The following is a 14,111-nucleotide window of genomic DNA, read 5'->3' on the forward strand; positions in this document are numbered from 1 at the left end:
AAAGCCGATCCGGTTTCCTCCGTTCCTTCGTTCTTCTGGCACCGCGCGGGGCGCGATGGTTTTCTTCTGCGGACATCACAGCAAATCCCGTGCCAACGGATCACGGGGCGCGAAAGCCTGCCAGCAACCTCGATATTGCAGCGCACCATGTAAAGGAAATTTACATCTGTAAATGACAAGTGTAATACTTGTTTCGTTTCAAATATTGCTAAGATTGACTTGAGTTAATCAAATTGACTTTCGCCCGCCCGGGCGGCTAATTCTTGCCATGCGACGGTTTTCGCGCGCCCGCGCGGCGATCGCGGCAAGGAGGCGCAGATGCCCGACAAACAGCGACCAGACCAGGATCCGACATCGCCGGCTTCAGGCGGCGACGTGACCGAGCAGCTGATCCGGCTGATGTCGCGCGACCTCGTGTTCACCATGACCTTTCTCGGCGAAAGCCAGCACCGGATGCAGACGCATTTCGAACACTTCATCGCTGCCTCGCTCGCTGCCGCCGGGGTGAACCAGGCCACGCACCCGATGATCCGGCTATTCGTCGAGCGGCATGCCGCGCTGTTACGCGAGTTCGTGTTTTCCGGCGTCGCCCTGTCACGCCAGTTCGGGATCGGCGAGATCGAGCATCTGATCGGCGATGCCTCGTCGTTGCTGCGGATCGATATCTGGGACCAGTTGCGCAACCATATCGAGATGGCGGAGACGCGGTTCCGCGCGCAGCTCCCCGACCTGCCCCGTCAGCTCGCGGATTTCGCCGCACCGGATGCGGCGCGGGGCGAGGCGCCATGAGCAGCACCGATGCCGAGCGACACATTCTGCTCGAGCGGAGGCTGGCGCTTGTGGGTGCCATGTCCGCGCTGAACGCCGAGGCACTGCGCACCCTGCAACAGCTGGCCGGCATCGAGATCGACGTGCAGCGGCTCGAGGACGAGGCAGGCGATGGCGAGATGCGGGATGCCACCGCGTTGCGCGCGGCAACAGACAAGGCCGCCGCGTTGCGCGCGGCAACAGACAAGGCCGCCGCGTTGCGCGCGGCGGAGGCCGACTGCGCGGCGCGGATCGGGACAGTGGAGGCAGAGATGGCCGAGATCGACCGACGCCTTGCGGCACTCGCGGGCAACTGAACCGGGGAGATTGGCGATGAACCAGACCGCGACGAAACACCTCACGCTGTTCGACCTGCTGGGCCGCACGTGGCAAGCCGCGGCGCCGGCGGGCCCGCCGTGTTTCAGTGCCGATGGCAAGGCGATCGCCTTCGGCTGCGCCGACGGCACGGTGATTGTGGCGCCGACCGAGGATCCCGAGCCGCCGGAGACGCGCATCCGGGTCAGCGGCGATGTCGGCCAGGCGACGATCCGCCCGCGCAGCCGCCCGGCGCCGCTGCCGGCCATATCCGATTCAGTGCATCAGGACATCCCGCCCATCGTCGCCGGCGAGGATGGCGGTTTCCTGGTCGGCGCCGGGGATGGCGGCGTGCTGACGCTCGGGCCGGATGGCGCGGTGCGCGGCATGCGCGCCCGGATCGACACGCCGGTCATGGCCCTCGATCACGCGCGGGCGGCGGCTCTCACCGCCATCGCCGGCGCCGATGCGGTGCGGCTGTGCCAGGGGGCGGGCGCACTCTCCGATCCGCTCGCCGATGATGGGGAGGGCGAGGTCGTCGCCATCCGGCTCTCGCCCTCGGGCCGGCAGCTCGCGATCGCGCGGGCGGAAAGCCTGAGCATCGTCGCACTCGATGGGAGCGGCAGGGCGCCGATGGTGTTTGGCCTGCTGTCGTGCCCGCTGTCGCTCGCGTGGCGGGACGACGGGGCCTGGCTTGCCTGCACGCTGGAGGCGGGCGGCTTCCTGATGGTCGATCACGCGCGCGGGCGCAGCGGCACCGTCACCGGTTTTCCGATGGCAACACGCGATGCCGCGTGGAGCGTCCCCGCCGCGTCGATCGTCGCATCCGGCGCGTATCGCGTCGCCGCCTGGTCGATGGCGACGCCACCGCTCGATGGCGACATGACCGGCGCGCTGGTAAGCGGCCGGGCCGGGCTGGTGGCGGTGGAGAGCGTTGCCGCCCATCCGAAGCGGCCGCTCGTCGCCGCAGGCTATGCCAACGGGCAGATCCTGCTCGTGCAGATCGGCGGGCGGGACGAACTGCTCGTCCGCCCCGAGGGCTGTGCGGTGACGGAGCTCGGCTGGTCGGAGGACGGGCACCACCTCGCCGCCGCCGGGGCGGACGGCATGGTGAGTATCGTCACGTTTCCAGAGCGGATGTTCAAGTGACCACAGGCACAGAGAGGGAGACCGACATGCAGGTGCAGATGACCGACGAGGAACGCAGCAAGGACGCGTTCTTCCAGCGCGTGGCCCAGCTTGCGGAGGAGATGGTGGCGCGGCACGGGCTGGAATTCACCATGGGCACGCTGGTTCTGGCGGCGCGCTGGATCGCGGAGAACCGGATCGGCAGCGGGGCGGCGCCGACCTGACGTCGTTCAGGCGCCGCGCCGGCGGTAGAGGATGCAGGCCGCGCGCAGCAGGGAGGCGAGATTGCCGATATCGCCCAGCCGGTCCACCCCCTCGTCATGCAGCAAGGCGATGAGGCGGGGGACGGAAACGCCCTCGGCCGCGGCAATCTCGCCCAGCGCGGTCCAGAACACGCCTTCGAGCCGCACGCTGGTCGAGCGGCCGGCCAGCCGGATCGAACGGCTGGTCTGGGCGAAATGCCCCGGGTTCTGCCCCTGCAACAGATTGCACATTGTTCCTCCCCGAAGGCGCCTTGCGACCCGGCGCCCGCGCCGGACGATTTCCCCGTTTCAGATGTTGAACAGCAAAAGCCATGCCAGACGCCGGGAGCGGCAGATTTCGGAGCCGCTTCGATAACGCGGTGTTCTGAAACGGAGCGGTTGCGCCCCGCCACTGTTCTGCTTCCGGCCAGCACCTGCCGGCCCGCCCGGCACCGCCGGCTTGGGGATGTCTGCTCGGCCGGCGTCGGCCTATACAGCACCATTGGAAACCGCGCCGACCGCCCCGGCGCCGAACAGGAGAACTGGCATGGCCAAGGCAATCCACAGCATGATCCGCGTGCTCGACGAGGCGAGGTCGGTGGCGTTCTACGAGCAGGCGTTCGGCCTTGCGATCGCCGACCGATTCGATTTCGACACGTTCACGCTGGTCTACATGCGCAACGCGGAAAATGATTTCGAACTCGAACTGACGATCAACAAGGGTCGCACCGAACCCTATGCGCTCGGCGACGGCTATGGCCACATCGCCTTCTGCGTCGACGATCTGGACGCCGCGCACGCGCGCTTCGAGGCAGCGGGCTGGGCGCCGCGCAAGATCGTCGAGTTCAAGCGCGACGGCATCCTGCTCGCGCGGTTCTTTTTCGTTGCCGATCCGGATGGATACCAGATCGAGATGCTGCAACGCCACGGCCGCTATCGCTGAGCGGCCGGGGCAGGCTCAGCGGAAGGCGCAGCCCGGCTTCACCCCGAGCCGCCGCAGCAGCATGGCGGCGGGGCAGAAGCCGGTGATGCCGGCCTGGAACAGGTTGAGCCCCACCAGCGCGGTGAGGACGTAGAACCACGGGCTGACCAGCCAGCCCAGTGCGAGGCTGAGCAGGACCATGAAGCCCGCGAAGCTGAGAACGGTCTTGTCCACATTCATGACGGCATGTCCCTTGCCTGGAACACCTTCCGATCCTGCCGGGTCAGAAAATGTTCTATTATATTGATAAACAGAGCACTTTTATTCGGTCAGATAACTCCGTCTGATCCGATGATGCTCCGAACATCACGCCGCCGCCGCGAGGTGGCGACGCGCGAAATCGACGATGGCCTGCGCGCTCATCGCCCCGGCACTCTGGCCGATCACCCGGCCGCCCCTGAGCAGGAACAACGCCGGGATGCCGCGCACGCCGAGGCGGGCGGAAATCTCCGGCGCCTCGTCGGCATTGAGCTTGAGCAGCCGGACCTCCGGTTCGAGGATCGCCGCCGCCTGTTCGAATTGCGGCGCCATGATCCGGCATGGTCCGCACCAGGGGGCCCAGATATCGAGCAGGAGGGGAATGCCGTCCCGCTCGGCATGGCGCTCGAAGCCAGCCTGGTCGACCGCGACAGGATGACCATCGAACAGCTTGCGGTGGCAGGCGCCGCATTGCGCGGCGCCGGCCGGGCGCGCCGGCGGGATGCGGTTCACCGCCCCGCATTGCGGACAGACGATATGGGTTGCGTCAGCCATGGCCCGCGCCTTTCGCCGTCTTGCGGTCGTTGTGGTGCAGCTTGTGGATGTTGAGCTGCTTCATCAGGAAGCGCTCGTAGAAGGGTTCGCTCTCGCCGGCGCGGATCTTGCGGAGAAAATATTTCTCGAACCCGATCTTCGCCAGATGCACCCAGGCGCCGGTCGAGGCCCAGTTGACGTCGCGCGGCGGGATCTGCGGCTGGGCGACGAAGGCCACGCCGCCATCGCCGAAATCGGCGAGGCAGACGGCGTTCCATGTCGCCCGCGCGTGCGGTTCCTCGCCGCGCAGCAGCGCGCCGATATTGTGGGCGGTGGCGGTGACCATCGATTCGATCATGAACCCTGTTTTCGGCACGCCGACCGGCACCGGCGTCTTGCCGACCGGCGGGATCGCGACGCAGACGCCAACGCCGAAGACGTTCGGATAGGCCGGGTTGCGCTGATGCTCGTCGATCAGCACGAAGCCGCGCGGGTTGACCAGCCCCTCGATGCCGCGCAGCGCCGGCACGCCGCGGAAGGCGGGCAGGAACATGGTGAAGCGGCTGGGCAGTTCGTGGGTTGCGATCGTCTGCCCGTCATTGCCGACTTCCTCGGCCACCACCTTGTCGGCATCCACCGCGGCGATCTTCGCGTTGGTGATCCATTTGATGTGGCGGTGGCGCAGCTCGCTCTCCATGAGCGACTTGGTGTCGCCCACGCCATCGAGCCCGAGATGGCCGATATAGGGCTCGGAGGTGACGAAGGTCATCGGCACCTTGCTGCGCAGGCGGCGCTTGCGCAGCTCGCGATCGAGGATGAAGGCGAATTCGTAGGCCGGGCCGAAGCAGGACGCGCCCTGCACCGCGCCGACGACAACCGGCCCAGGGTTGGCGCAGAACAGCTCGAACGCCTCGAAGGCGGCGGCGGCGTGATCGGTCTGGCAGATCGAAACAGTGTTCTGTGCGGGGCCGCAGCCGGGGATTTCGTCGAAGGCGAGTTCGGGGCCGGTGGCGATGATGAGGTAGTCGTAGGGGATGCTCTCGCCGCCATTGAGCTCGACGCGGTTCTCGGCCGGGTGCACGCGGGCAGCCCCCTCGGTGCGCAGCGTGATGTTCTTGCGGCGCATCACCTTGTCGAGCGAGACCTCGATCTCGGCGCGGTCGCGCCAGCCGACGGCGACCCAGGGATTCGACGGCGTGAACTGGAACATGTTCCGCTCGCCGATCAGCGTGATCCGGTCTTCTGGCCGGATCTGCGCCGCGGTTTCGAACGCGGCGAGCGTGCCGCCGAGCCCCGCACCGAGGACCACAATCTCTGCCATGCTTTCCTGCCTTTCCGAGCGCTCCGGCGAAGGCGGCGCTCCGCCGCGCCCGGGGCGATGTTAATTGGTTTGCGGCGACGCCGGCTTGACCTGGATCAACGCCCGCGCCGGCAGCCGGGAGAACACTGCCAGGGCGCGATGCGGCCGGACGTTCCGGCGCCGCCACGTTTGACAATATATGCATATATTCGTATATACGCAAGTATGAAACTGGATATCGACGCGATGAACCTGGCGGCCGACGAGGCCAGCGATCTGCTGAAATCGCTGGCCAACCGGCACCGCCTGCTCATTCTCTGCCAGCTGCTCGACGGCGAGCGGTCGGTGGGCGAGCTGGTCGCGTTCCTGCAAATCCGCGACAGCGCGGTCTCCCAGCACCTCGCGCTGCTCCGCAAGGACGGGCTGGTGACCGCGCGGCGCGAAGGGCAGAGCATCCGGTATTCCATCGCCAGCGCGCCGGCGCGCACGGTGATTTCAGCACTTGCCGGGATCTATTGCAGCCCGGAAGGTGCTGCCTGCACAGTGCCCGACCCTTCATCGACAACGGAGATTTCGAGATGACCACATCTTCACCCCTGCGCGACCTCGACCCCGCCACCGTGCATGACGACCTGCGCGCCGGCCGCATCCTGCTGGTCGATGTGCGCGAGCCGCAGGAATTCGCGGTGGAGCGGATTCACGGCGCGATGCTGTTTCCGCTCTCCACCTTCGATCCGGCGATGCTGCCGCAAGACCCCGGCAAGCCGATCGTGTTTCAGTGCGGCTCGGGCAAACGCTCGGCGATGGCGGCGGCGAAGTGCCGCGAGGCCGGCATTGCGGTGAATGCGCATCTCGCCGGCGGGATGATGGCGTGGAAGGCGGCGGGGATGCCGTATGTCGCGCTCGATTCCGCCACCGGCCAGGTGATCGACCGCCGCTGACCTCCCGCCGCCACCGCGCCGTCCCGGACAAGGAACGCCAGCATGCCCCGCACGCCCTCCCTCCCCGCCCTGCTGCTGCCGCTCCTGCTCCTGTTCGGGGCGGCGCCGGCCGGCGCGGCGTCACCGCCCGCGACCTTCACCGTCGCCGCCCGCATCGTGGCGGACCAGAAGGCGGTATTTGCTACCGTCGAGAGCCGCAACGTGGTGCCGGCGCGCACCCGGATCGGTGGTACCGTCGCCGCCCTGTCGGTGCATGACGGGGACAGCGTGACGGCGGGGCAGGTCATCGCCACCGTGCATGACCGCAAGCTCGAATTGCAGATCAAGGCGCTGGACGCCGAGATCGCAGGGTTGCAGGCCAGCCTCGTCCAGGCGCAGACCGACCTGCGGCGCACCACGGCGCTGGCGCATAGCGGCGCGGTATCGCGCCAGCAGCTCGACCAGGCGCGGACGGCGGTGGATGTTGCCGCCAGCACGCTCCGCGCGCGGATCGCGCAACGCGCCGTGGCGGCCCAGCAGCAGGACGAGGGCGCGGTGCTGGCGCCGATCGCCGGGCGGGTGCTGAGCGTGCCGGTGACCGATGGCACGGTGGTGCTGCCGGGCGACACGGTCGCAACCGTCGCCGAGCAGAACTTCATTCTCCGCCTGCGGATTCCCGAGCGGCACGCGCTGCACCTGAAGGTGGGCGACATGGTGCGGCTGGATGGCGGCGAATTCGGCCTTGCCGGCGCGCGGTTCGGCCGCATCACCCTGGTCTATCCGCAAATCGTCGGCGGCGATGTGCGCGCCGATGCCGAGGTAAAGGGGATCGGCAGCTATTTCGTGGGCGCGCGCGTGCGGGTTTTTGTCCCCGCCGGCGAGCGGCGAACGATCGTGGTGCCCGCCGGTTTCGTGTTCACCCGCTTCGGCCAGGATTATGTGAGGCTGCGGCAGGGCGATGGCAGCGTGATCGACGCGCCGGTGCAGCGGGGGCTGCCGCTGCCGACCCGCGCGATGCCGGACGGGTTGCAGATCCTCGCCGGCCTCGTGCCGGGTGACGTGCTGGTGCGGCCGTGAGGCTCGGCATTTCCGGGCGGCTCGCCCGCGCCTTCATCCGCTCGCCGCTGACGCCGCTGTTCCTGCTCGCGGCGCTGGCCGCCGGGCTGGTCGCCATCACCACCATTCCGCGCGACGAGGACCCGCAGATCCATGTCCCGATGGTGGACGTGATGGTGCAGGCGAACGGGCTGAAGGCAGCCGATGCCGCGGAACTCGTGACCAAGCCGCTCGAGACGATCCTCAAGGCGATCCCCGGTGTGAAGCACATCTACAGCCAGACCCGCGACGACCAGGTGCTGGTCACCGCCCGCTTCGAGGTGGGGACCAACGAGGACGCGGCGGTGGTGCGGGTGAACGACAAGATCCGCGCCAACATGAACCGCATCCCGATCGGCATTCCGCCGCCGCTAGTGGTCGGGCGCGGGATCGACGATGTCGCGATCCTCACCCTTACCCTCGCGCCGAAACCGGGATCGGCGACGCACTGGACCCAGGGTGCGCTGTCGCAGATCGCGACCAAGCTGCAGGACCAGCTGATCAAGGTGCCGAATGTCGGGCTCAGCTATATCGCCGGGTCGGACCCGATGCAGATCCGCGTCGAACCCGAACCCGACAAGCTGATGCTCTACGGCGTGACGCTGCAGCAGCTCGCTTCACGGGTGGCCGATGCCAATCGCAGCTTCATCGCAGGGCGGGTGTTCGACCGCGGCGGGCTGCGCGACGTCGCGGCGGGGCAGACGCTGTTCGGCGTGCCGGATATCGGTCTGCTGCTGATCACCACGCGGGACGGGCGGCCGGTCTATCTGCGGGATGTCGCGCATGTCGTCGTCGGGCCGGTGCCGCTGGAGAGCCATGTCTTTGCCATCACCCATGAAGGCAAGGCGTGGCGCACGGCGCCGGCGGTGACGGTGGCGCTGGCCAAGCGCGCGGGCAGCAACGCCGTGGTGGTGGCCGATGCCGCGCTGACGCGGGTGAAGAGCCTGGAAGGATCGCTCATCCCCTCAGACATCTCGGTGCAGGTGACGCGGGATTACGGGCGCACCGCCAACGAGAAGGCGAACGAGCTGCTGTTCCATCTCGGGCTGGCGACGATTTCCATCGTCGTGCTGATCGCCTTCGCGGTGGGCTGGCGCGAGGCGGTGGTGACGCTGGTGGTGATCCCGACGACCATTCTCGCCACCGTGTTCGCCTCGGAGCTGATGGGCTACTCGATCAACCGGGTGAGCCTGTTCGCGCTGATCTTCGCGATCGGCATCCTGGTGGACGACGCGATCGTGGTGGTGGAGAACATCGCCCGGCACTGGGCGATGCCGGATACGCGCTCGCGCCGGCGGGCGGCGATCGAGGCGGTGGCGGAGGTGGGCAACCCGACCGTGGTCGCGACGCTGACGGTGATCGCCGCATTGCTGCCGATGCTGTTCGTCTCCGGGCTGATGGGGCCGTATATGGCGCCGATCCCGGTGAACGCCTCGGCGGCGATGGCGTTCTCGTTCTTCGTCGCGATGGTGGTGGCGCCGTGGCTGATGTACAGGCTGGCCGGGCGCGACCGCTTCACGGAAGAAGACCGCGCCGGCGAGATCGAGTTCCTCGAACTGACGACCCCTGCCCTCGCCCATGAGGCGGGTGCCGCGGCGGCGCATCCGGACCGGCTGGGGCGGCTCTACCGCGCCGTTGCCGCACCGATCCTGCGCACGCGGCGCCGCGCCGGGCTGTTTCTCGCCCTGGTCGGCATCGCCACCATCGCCGCCTGCGCGATGTTCTACACCGAGGCGGTGACGGTGAAGCTGCTGCCGTTCGACAACAAGTCGAGCCTGAACGTGCTGATCGACCTGCCCGCCGGCAGCGCCGTGCAGCAGACCGAGCAGACGCTGTTTGCCGCGGCGCGGATCACCGGGACGATGCCCGAGGTACGATCCATGCAGGTTTATGCCGGCACGCCGCAGCCTTTCGATTTCAACGGGCTGGTGCGGCATTATTACCTGCGCGACCAGCCCTGGCAGGGCGACCTGCATGTGATGCTGTCGCCCAAGGGCGAGCGGTCGCAGCAGAGCCACCAGATCGCGGGCGAACTGCGCCGGCGCCTGCTGAAACACCTGGTTCTGCCGAGGGGCGCGGTGCTGAAAGTGGTCGAGGCACCGCCCGGCCCGCCGGTGTTCGCAACCCTGCTCGCCGAGATCTACGGTCCGAACGAGGCGACGCGGCTTGCAGTGGCGGAGGAGGTGAAGACGCTGTTCAGGAAGGTGCCCTATATCGTCGATGTCGACGATTCCTGGGGGCATCGGCAGAAACAGCTGCATATCGCCATCGACCAGGACCGGCTGGAATATTTCGGCGTGCGGCAGGCCGATGTCTATGACACGATCCAGGATCTCTTCGGCGGCATGAAGGTCGGCTATTCCTACCGCGGCGAGAACCGGCTGCCGATCGAGATCGCGATCGGCCTGCCCAACCGCGCGCTCGACTGGAGCCAGCAACTGGCGGATACGCCGGTACCGGCCAATGCGGTGCCGGCGGACAAGTCGGTCGTCGAACTCGGGCAGGTGGTGCATGCGACCCGCAGCGAGGGCTCGCGCGTGCTCTACCGGCGCGACGGGCATTTCGCCGACATGGTCACCGCCGAGCTGGACGGAAAGTTCGAGGCGCCGATCTATGCGATGTTCGCGGTGGACAAGCTGATCAACCAGCATGACTGGGGCAGTCTGCCGAAGCCTGCGATCAGCTTCCGCGGCCAACCGACGAGCGAGGCGCACCCGACCCTGCTGTGGGATGGCGAATGGGAGATCACCTATGTCACGTTCCGCGACATGGGGGCGGCGTTCCTCGTCGCGCTGCTCGGCATCTATGTGCTGGTGGTCGCGCAGTTCCGCAGCTTCAAGATCCCGCTGCTGGTGCTCACCCCGGTGCCGCTGACGCTGATCGGCATCATGCCCGGGCACTGGCTGCTGCACGCGCAGTTCACCGCGACCTCGATGATCGGCTTCATCGCGCTGGCCGGCATCATCGTGCGGAACTCGATCCTGCTGGTGGACTTCATCCGCCACGGCGCGCGGCCGGGGCTGACGCTGCGCGAGGTGCTGCTGGAGGCCGGCGCCATCCGCTTCCGGCCGATCCTGCTGACGGCGCTCGCGGCGATGATCGGCGCCTCGACGATCCTGCTCGACCCGATCTTCCAGGGCCTGGCGATCTCCCTGCTGTTCGGCCTTGCCTCGTCCACCCTGCTGACGGTGCTGGTGATCCCGGCGATCTACGTGGTGATGCGCGACCCGGACCGGATCGTGTCCTGATCGGCCCCTGACACGTCGCCCGGCGCGCCGCTGCGTGCCGGGCGCATTCCTGCTGCGAACAAAATGCGTGCCGGTATGAGCTGCCGATTATTTATGATGGCTCAAACGCATGAGATGATGTTTCATACATGATTTCTTCCGGTCAATTGAAGGCGGCGCGCGCCCTGCTCGGCATCGACCAGCGGGATCTGGCGGAATTGTCCGGCCTGTCGCTGCCGACCATCCAGCGGATGGAGGCGAGCGAGGGGGTAATCCGCGGCAATGTCGATTCGCTGATGAAGCTGCTGGACGCGCTGGACCGGGCGGGGATCGTGGTGATCCGGCCCGGCGATGTATCGGATGCCACCGGCGGGCGCGGCGTGCGCCTCAAGAGCGGGACGTGACGGCGGCGCTGCTGCTCTGCGCCCTGGCCTGGCTCGCGCTCGGCGCGGCCGGCGCAGCACTTTCCCGCCGCGATGCCGGGCGCATCGTGGTCTATGGTGGGTCGCTCGGCGTGTCCCTGATCGCGCTTGGGGTGGCTCTCGCGTCGCTTGGCGGCGAGGCGCGGGGCATCACCCTGCCGCTCGGCCTGCCGGGGATCGGCATGCGCTTCGCCGTCGATCCATTATCGGCCGCGTTCCTCGTGCTGGTCGATCTCGCCGCCGCCGCCGCCAGCCTGTATGCGCTCGGCTACGGGCGGCACGAGGCCGAACCCTGGCGGGTGCTGCCCTTCTACCCGGTGTTTCTGGCGGCGATGAACCTCGTGGTGATCGCCGCCGACGCCTACGGGTTCCTGCTGTTCTGGGAGTTGATGTCGCTCGCGTCCTGGGCGCTGGTGATGGCGGATCATACAAGGGCGGAGACGAGGCAGGCCGGGTTCGTCTATCTGCTGATGGCAAGCGCGGGGACGTTGCTGCTGCTGCTCGCCTTCGGCCTGCTCGCGGGACCGCACGGAGAGTACGGATTTGCCTCCATCGCCGCGGCGCACAGGGTGCGATGGGCGGGGGCGGCGGCGATGCTGCTGGCGCTGCTTGGCGCGGGCTCCAAGGCGGGGCTGGTGCCGCTGCATGTCTGGCTGCCGCGCGCGCATCCCGCGGCGCCGAGCCATGTCTCGGCGCTGATGAGCGGGGTGATGACGAAGGTGGCGGTCTATGCCTTCATCCGCATCGCCTTCGATCTCGCCGGGCCGGCCGCCTGGTGGTGGGGGCTGGTGGTGCTGGCCGCGGGGGCGGTTTCCGCCGTGCTGGGCGTCTTGCAGGCGCTGCTGGAGAACGATGTGAAGACCGTGCTCGCCTACAGCACGATCGAGAATATCGGACTGATCTTCGCGGGGCTGGGCCTCGCCCTCGCCTTCCGCGCCGATGGCCTGGCGCTGGCCGCGAGCCTCGCACTCACCGCCGCACTGTTCCACGCCTTCAACCACATGCTGTTCAAGAGCACGCTGTTCTTCGGCGCCGGCGCGATCCAGCACGGCGCCGGCACGCGGCGGCTCTCCGAGCTTGGCGGGCTGATCCACCGGATGAAGGTCAGCGCGGTGCCGATGCTGGTCGCGGCGATGGCGATCGCCGCCCTGCCGCCGCTGAACGGGTTCGCCTCGGAATGGCTGCTGTTGCAGGCGGTGCTGCTCAGCCCGTCGCTGCCGCAATTCGGGCTCAAGCTCGCGGTGCCGGCGGCGGGCGCGCTGCTGGCGCTGGCAGCGTCCTTCGCCAGCGCCTGCCTGGTCCGGCTCTACGGCATGGCCTATCTCGGCCGGCCGCGCAGCACGGCCGCCGCCACGGCGCATGAGGCCGACGGGATGTCCCGCGCCGCGATGATCGGGCTTGCGTCGCTCTGCGTGCTGTTCGGTCTGATGCCGACGCTGGTGCTCAGCCATCTGGCACCGGTGGCGCGGGAACTGACCGGGATATCGTTGCCCGCACGGCCCGGCTGGAGCGCGCTGACGCTGCTGCCGGTGCCGGCGCGGCAGAGTTCGTACGATCCGCTGCTGATCGCGCTGTTCATCGCGGTGACCGGCGGTCTTGCGGCGCTGGGGCTGCACCGCTTCGGCTCGCGCGCCCTGCGCCGGGCGGTGCCCTGGGGGTGCGGCTTCCTGACGGAGGGTAGTGCTGCGCTGCCCGCGGGGGCGCAATATTCGCCGGCGGGATTCAGCCAGCCGATCCGCCGCGTGTTTGCCACGACGCTGTTCCGCGCCCGCGACGAGGTGACGATGCCGCCGCCGGGGACGACCGCGCCGGCCCGTTTCGCCAGCCGCATCACCGATCCGGCATGGGATGGCGGCGCGCTGGGTCTGGCCGCGCTGGTCGGCCGCGCCGCCGACCGTGCCAACCGGCTGCAATTCCTGACCATAAGGCGCTATCTCGCGATGGTGTTCGTCACGTTGCTGATCCTGCTCGCGACGGTGGCGCTATGGGCCTGATCGTGCATCTCGCCCTGCAGGCGCTGGAAATGGCGATCGCGCTGGCCGCGGCGCCGCTGCTCACCGGCTTCGTGCGCAAGGTCAAGGCGCGGTTGCAGCGCCGCGCCGGGCCGCCGGTGCTGCAGATCTATCGCGATCTCGCGCGGCTGGTGGCGAAGGAGGCGGTGGTGCCGGAGGACTCCTCGTGGCTGTTCCGCGCCTCCCCTTACGCGATCTTCGCCGCCACCTGGGTCGCCGCGGCGCTGGTGCCGGAATTCGCGACCAATCTGCAATTCTCCTGGTCGGGCGACCTGATCGTGATCGTCGCCCTGCTCGGCAGCGCACGCTTCTTCCAGATGCTGGCAGCACTCGATTCCGGCACCGCCTTCGGCGGCATCGGTGCGAGCCGGGAGGCGATGCTCGCCTCGCTCGCCGAGCCGGCGATGCTGATGATCGTTTTTACCGTCGCCCTCGTCGCCGGCACCAGCCAGCTTTCGACGATCGCCACCTACATGCATTCCGGCGCCGAGGGGCTCAGGCTGTCGCTCGCGCTCGGCCTGGTCGCGCTGGTGATGGTGGGGCTGACCGAGACCGGGCGCTTCCCGGTCGACAATCCGGCGACGCATCTCGAGCTGACCATGGTGCATGAGGCGATGGTGCTGGAATATTCCGGCCGACACCTCGCGCTGATCGAACTCGCCGGGGCGATGCGGCTGCTGCTCTACATGTCGCTGATCGCCTGCATCTTCGCACCGTTCGGCATCGCGCCGCCGGGTGCGGGGCCCGCCTCCCTCGCGCTCGGGCTTCTGAGCTATGCCGGCAAGCTCGGCGCGGGCGCGGTGGCGCTGGCCGGGTTCGAGACGACGATCGCCAAGATGCGCGTCTTCCGGATTCCGAATTTCGTCGGTGCCGCACTGATGCTCGGCCTGCTCGGCACGCTGCTGCTGTTCATGTCGGCCTCGCTGTGA

General features: G+C 68.2%; 16 protein-coding genes. 12 read left to right on the forward strand and 4 right to left on the reverse strand.

Annotated features, from left to right (window positions below):
• Positions 1-318: 318 nt before the first annotated feature.
• The 4 genes from HUW10_RS05180 to HUW10_RS05195 are packed head-to-tail and all read left to right on the forward strand — an operon-like array spanning position 319 to position 2,474.
• Positions 319-789, forward strand: a complete 471-nt coding sequence (locus HUW10_RS05180; protein WP_174502534.1) for a hypothetical protein — start codon at positions 319-321, stop codon at positions 787-789.
• A complete protein-coding gene (locus HUW10_RS05185; RefSeq protein ID WP_174502535.1) occupies positions 786-1,124 on the forward strand; it encodes a hypothetical protein in 339 nt (112 codons plus the stop codon). The genes HUW10_RS05180 and HUW10_RS05185 overlap by 4 nt, the downstream gene beginning before the upstream one ends.
• Positions 1,125-1,140: 16 nt before the next feature.
• Positions 1,141-2,271 carry a WD40 repeat domain-containing protein gene (locus HUW10_RS05190; protein WP_174502536.1) on the forward strand — a complete coding sequence of 377 codons (1,131 nt, stop codon included), beginning with the start codon at positions 1,141-1,143 and terminating at the stop codon, positions 2,269-2,271.
• On the forward strand, positions 2,268-2,474 hold the full coding sequence (locus HUW10_RS05195; RefSeq protein ID WP_174502135.1) for a hypothetical protein: 207 nt from the start codon (positions 2,268-2,270) through the stop codon (positions 2,472-2,474). The genes HUW10_RS05190 and HUW10_RS05195 overlap by 4 nt, the downstream gene beginning before the upstream one ends.
• A gap of 6 nt (positions 2,475-2,480) precedes the next feature.
• On the opposite strand, the gene HUW10_RS05200 is transcribed toward HUW10_RS05195, so the two are convergent.
• Entirely contained in the window at positions 2,481-2,744 is a 264-nt protein-coding gene (locus tag HUW10_RS05200) for a ribbon-helix-helix domain-containing protein (RefSeq protein WP_174502537.1), read from the reverse strand.
• 295 nt (positions 2,745-3,039) lie between these two features.
• Here HUW10_RS05200 and HUW10_RS05205 point away from each other — a divergent pair, with 295 nt between their 5' ends.
• Complete coding sequence (locus tag HUW10_RS05205) at positions 3,040-3,435, forward strand: VOC family protein (protein ID WP_174502538.1); 396 nt, start codon at positions 3,040-3,042, stop codon at positions 3,433-3,435.
• A 15-nt stretch (positions 3,436-3,450) separates the two neighbouring features.
• Here the strand turns inward: HUW10_RS05205 and HUW10_RS05210 are convergent, their stop codons facing one another.
• The 3 genes from HUW10_RS05210 to HUW10_RS05220 form a co-directional block, all read right to left on the reverse strand.
• Positions 3,451-3,654: a DUF2892 domain-containing protein gene (locus HUW10_RS05210; protein WP_174502539.1), complete on the reverse strand. Its 204-nt coding sequence runs from the start codon at positions 3,652-3,654 to the stop codon at positions 3,451-3,453.
• 126 nt (positions 3,655-3,780) lie between these two features.
• A complete protein-coding gene (locus HUW10_RS05215; RefSeq protein WP_174502540.1) occupies positions 3,781-4,227 on the reverse strand; it encodes a thioredoxin domain-containing protein in 447 nt (148 codons plus the stop codon).
• On the reverse strand, positions 4,220-5,527 hold the full coding sequence (locus HUW10_RS05220) for an NAD(P)/FAD-dependent oxidoreductase (RefSeq protein WP_174502541.1): 1,308 nt from the start codon (positions 5,525-5,527) through the stop codon (positions 4,220-4,222). The genes HUW10_RS05215 and HUW10_RS05220 overlap by 8 nt, the downstream gene beginning before the upstream one ends.
• 225 nt (positions 5,528-5,752) lie before the next feature.
• Between HUW10_RS05220 and HUW10_RS05225 the strand changes: the two genes are divergently transcribed.
• The 7 genes from HUW10_RS05225 to HUW10_RS05255 all read left to right on the forward strand — a co-directional run bounded on the left by HUW10_RS05225 (position 5,753) and on the right by HUW10_RS05255 (position 14,111).
• Entirely contained in the window at positions 5,753-6,088 is a 336-nt protein-coding gene (locus HUW10_RS05225; protein ID WP_236656222.1) for a helix-turn-helix transcriptional regulator, read from the forward strand.
• Positions 6,085-6,447 carry a rhodanese-like domain-containing protein gene (locus tag HUW10_RS05230; protein WP_174502543.1) on the forward strand — a complete coding sequence of 121 codons (363 nt, stop codon included), beginning with the start codon at positions 6,085-6,087 and terminating at the stop codon, positions 6,445-6,447. Before HUW10_RS05225 ends, HUW10_RS05230 begins: the two co-directional genes overlap by 4 nt.
• Positions 6,448-6,489: 42 nt before the next feature.
• Positions 6,490-7,503: an efflux RND transporter periplasmic adaptor subunit gene (locus tag HUW10_RS05235; protein WP_174502544.1), complete on the forward strand. Its 1,014-nt coding sequence runs from the start codon at positions 6,490-6,492 to the stop codon at positions 7,501-7,503.
• The gene (locus HUW10_RS05240) at positions 7,500-10,769 is read left to right on the forward strand and encodes an efflux RND transporter permease subunit (RefSeq protein WP_174502545.1); all 3,270 of its coding nucleotides are present in this window, start codon (positions 7,500-7,502) and stop codon (positions 10,767-10,769) included. The genes HUW10_RS05235 and HUW10_RS05240 overlap by 4 nt, the downstream gene beginning before the upstream one ends.
• A 128-nt stretch (positions 10,770-10,897) precedes the next feature.
• Positions 10,898-11,152, forward strand: coding sequence for a helix-turn-helix domain-containing protein (locus HUW10_RS05245; RefSeq protein ID WP_174502546.1), 255 nt, complete (start codon positions 10,898-10,900; stop codon positions 11,150-11,152).
• Complete coding sequence (gene hyfB / locus HUW10_RS05250) at positions 11,149-13,164, forward strand: hydrogenase 4 subunit B (RefSeq protein WP_174502547.1); 2,016 nt, start codon at positions 11,149-11,151, stop codon at positions 13,162-13,164. The genes HUW10_RS05245 and hyfB overlap by 4 nt, the downstream gene beginning before the upstream one ends.
• Positions 13,155-14,111, forward strand: a complete 957-nt coding sequence (locus HUW10_RS05255) for a respiratory chain complex I subunit 1 family protein (protein WP_174502548.1) — start codon at positions 13,155-13,157, stop codon at positions 14,109-14,111. Before hyfB ends, HUW10_RS05255 begins: the two co-directional genes overlap by 10 nt.

It is taken from the genome of Acidiphilium sp. C61, from assembly GCF_905116885.1.
Taxonomy (GTDB): Bacteria; Pseudomonadota; Alphaproteobacteria; order Acetobacterales; family Acetobacteraceae; genus Acidiphilium.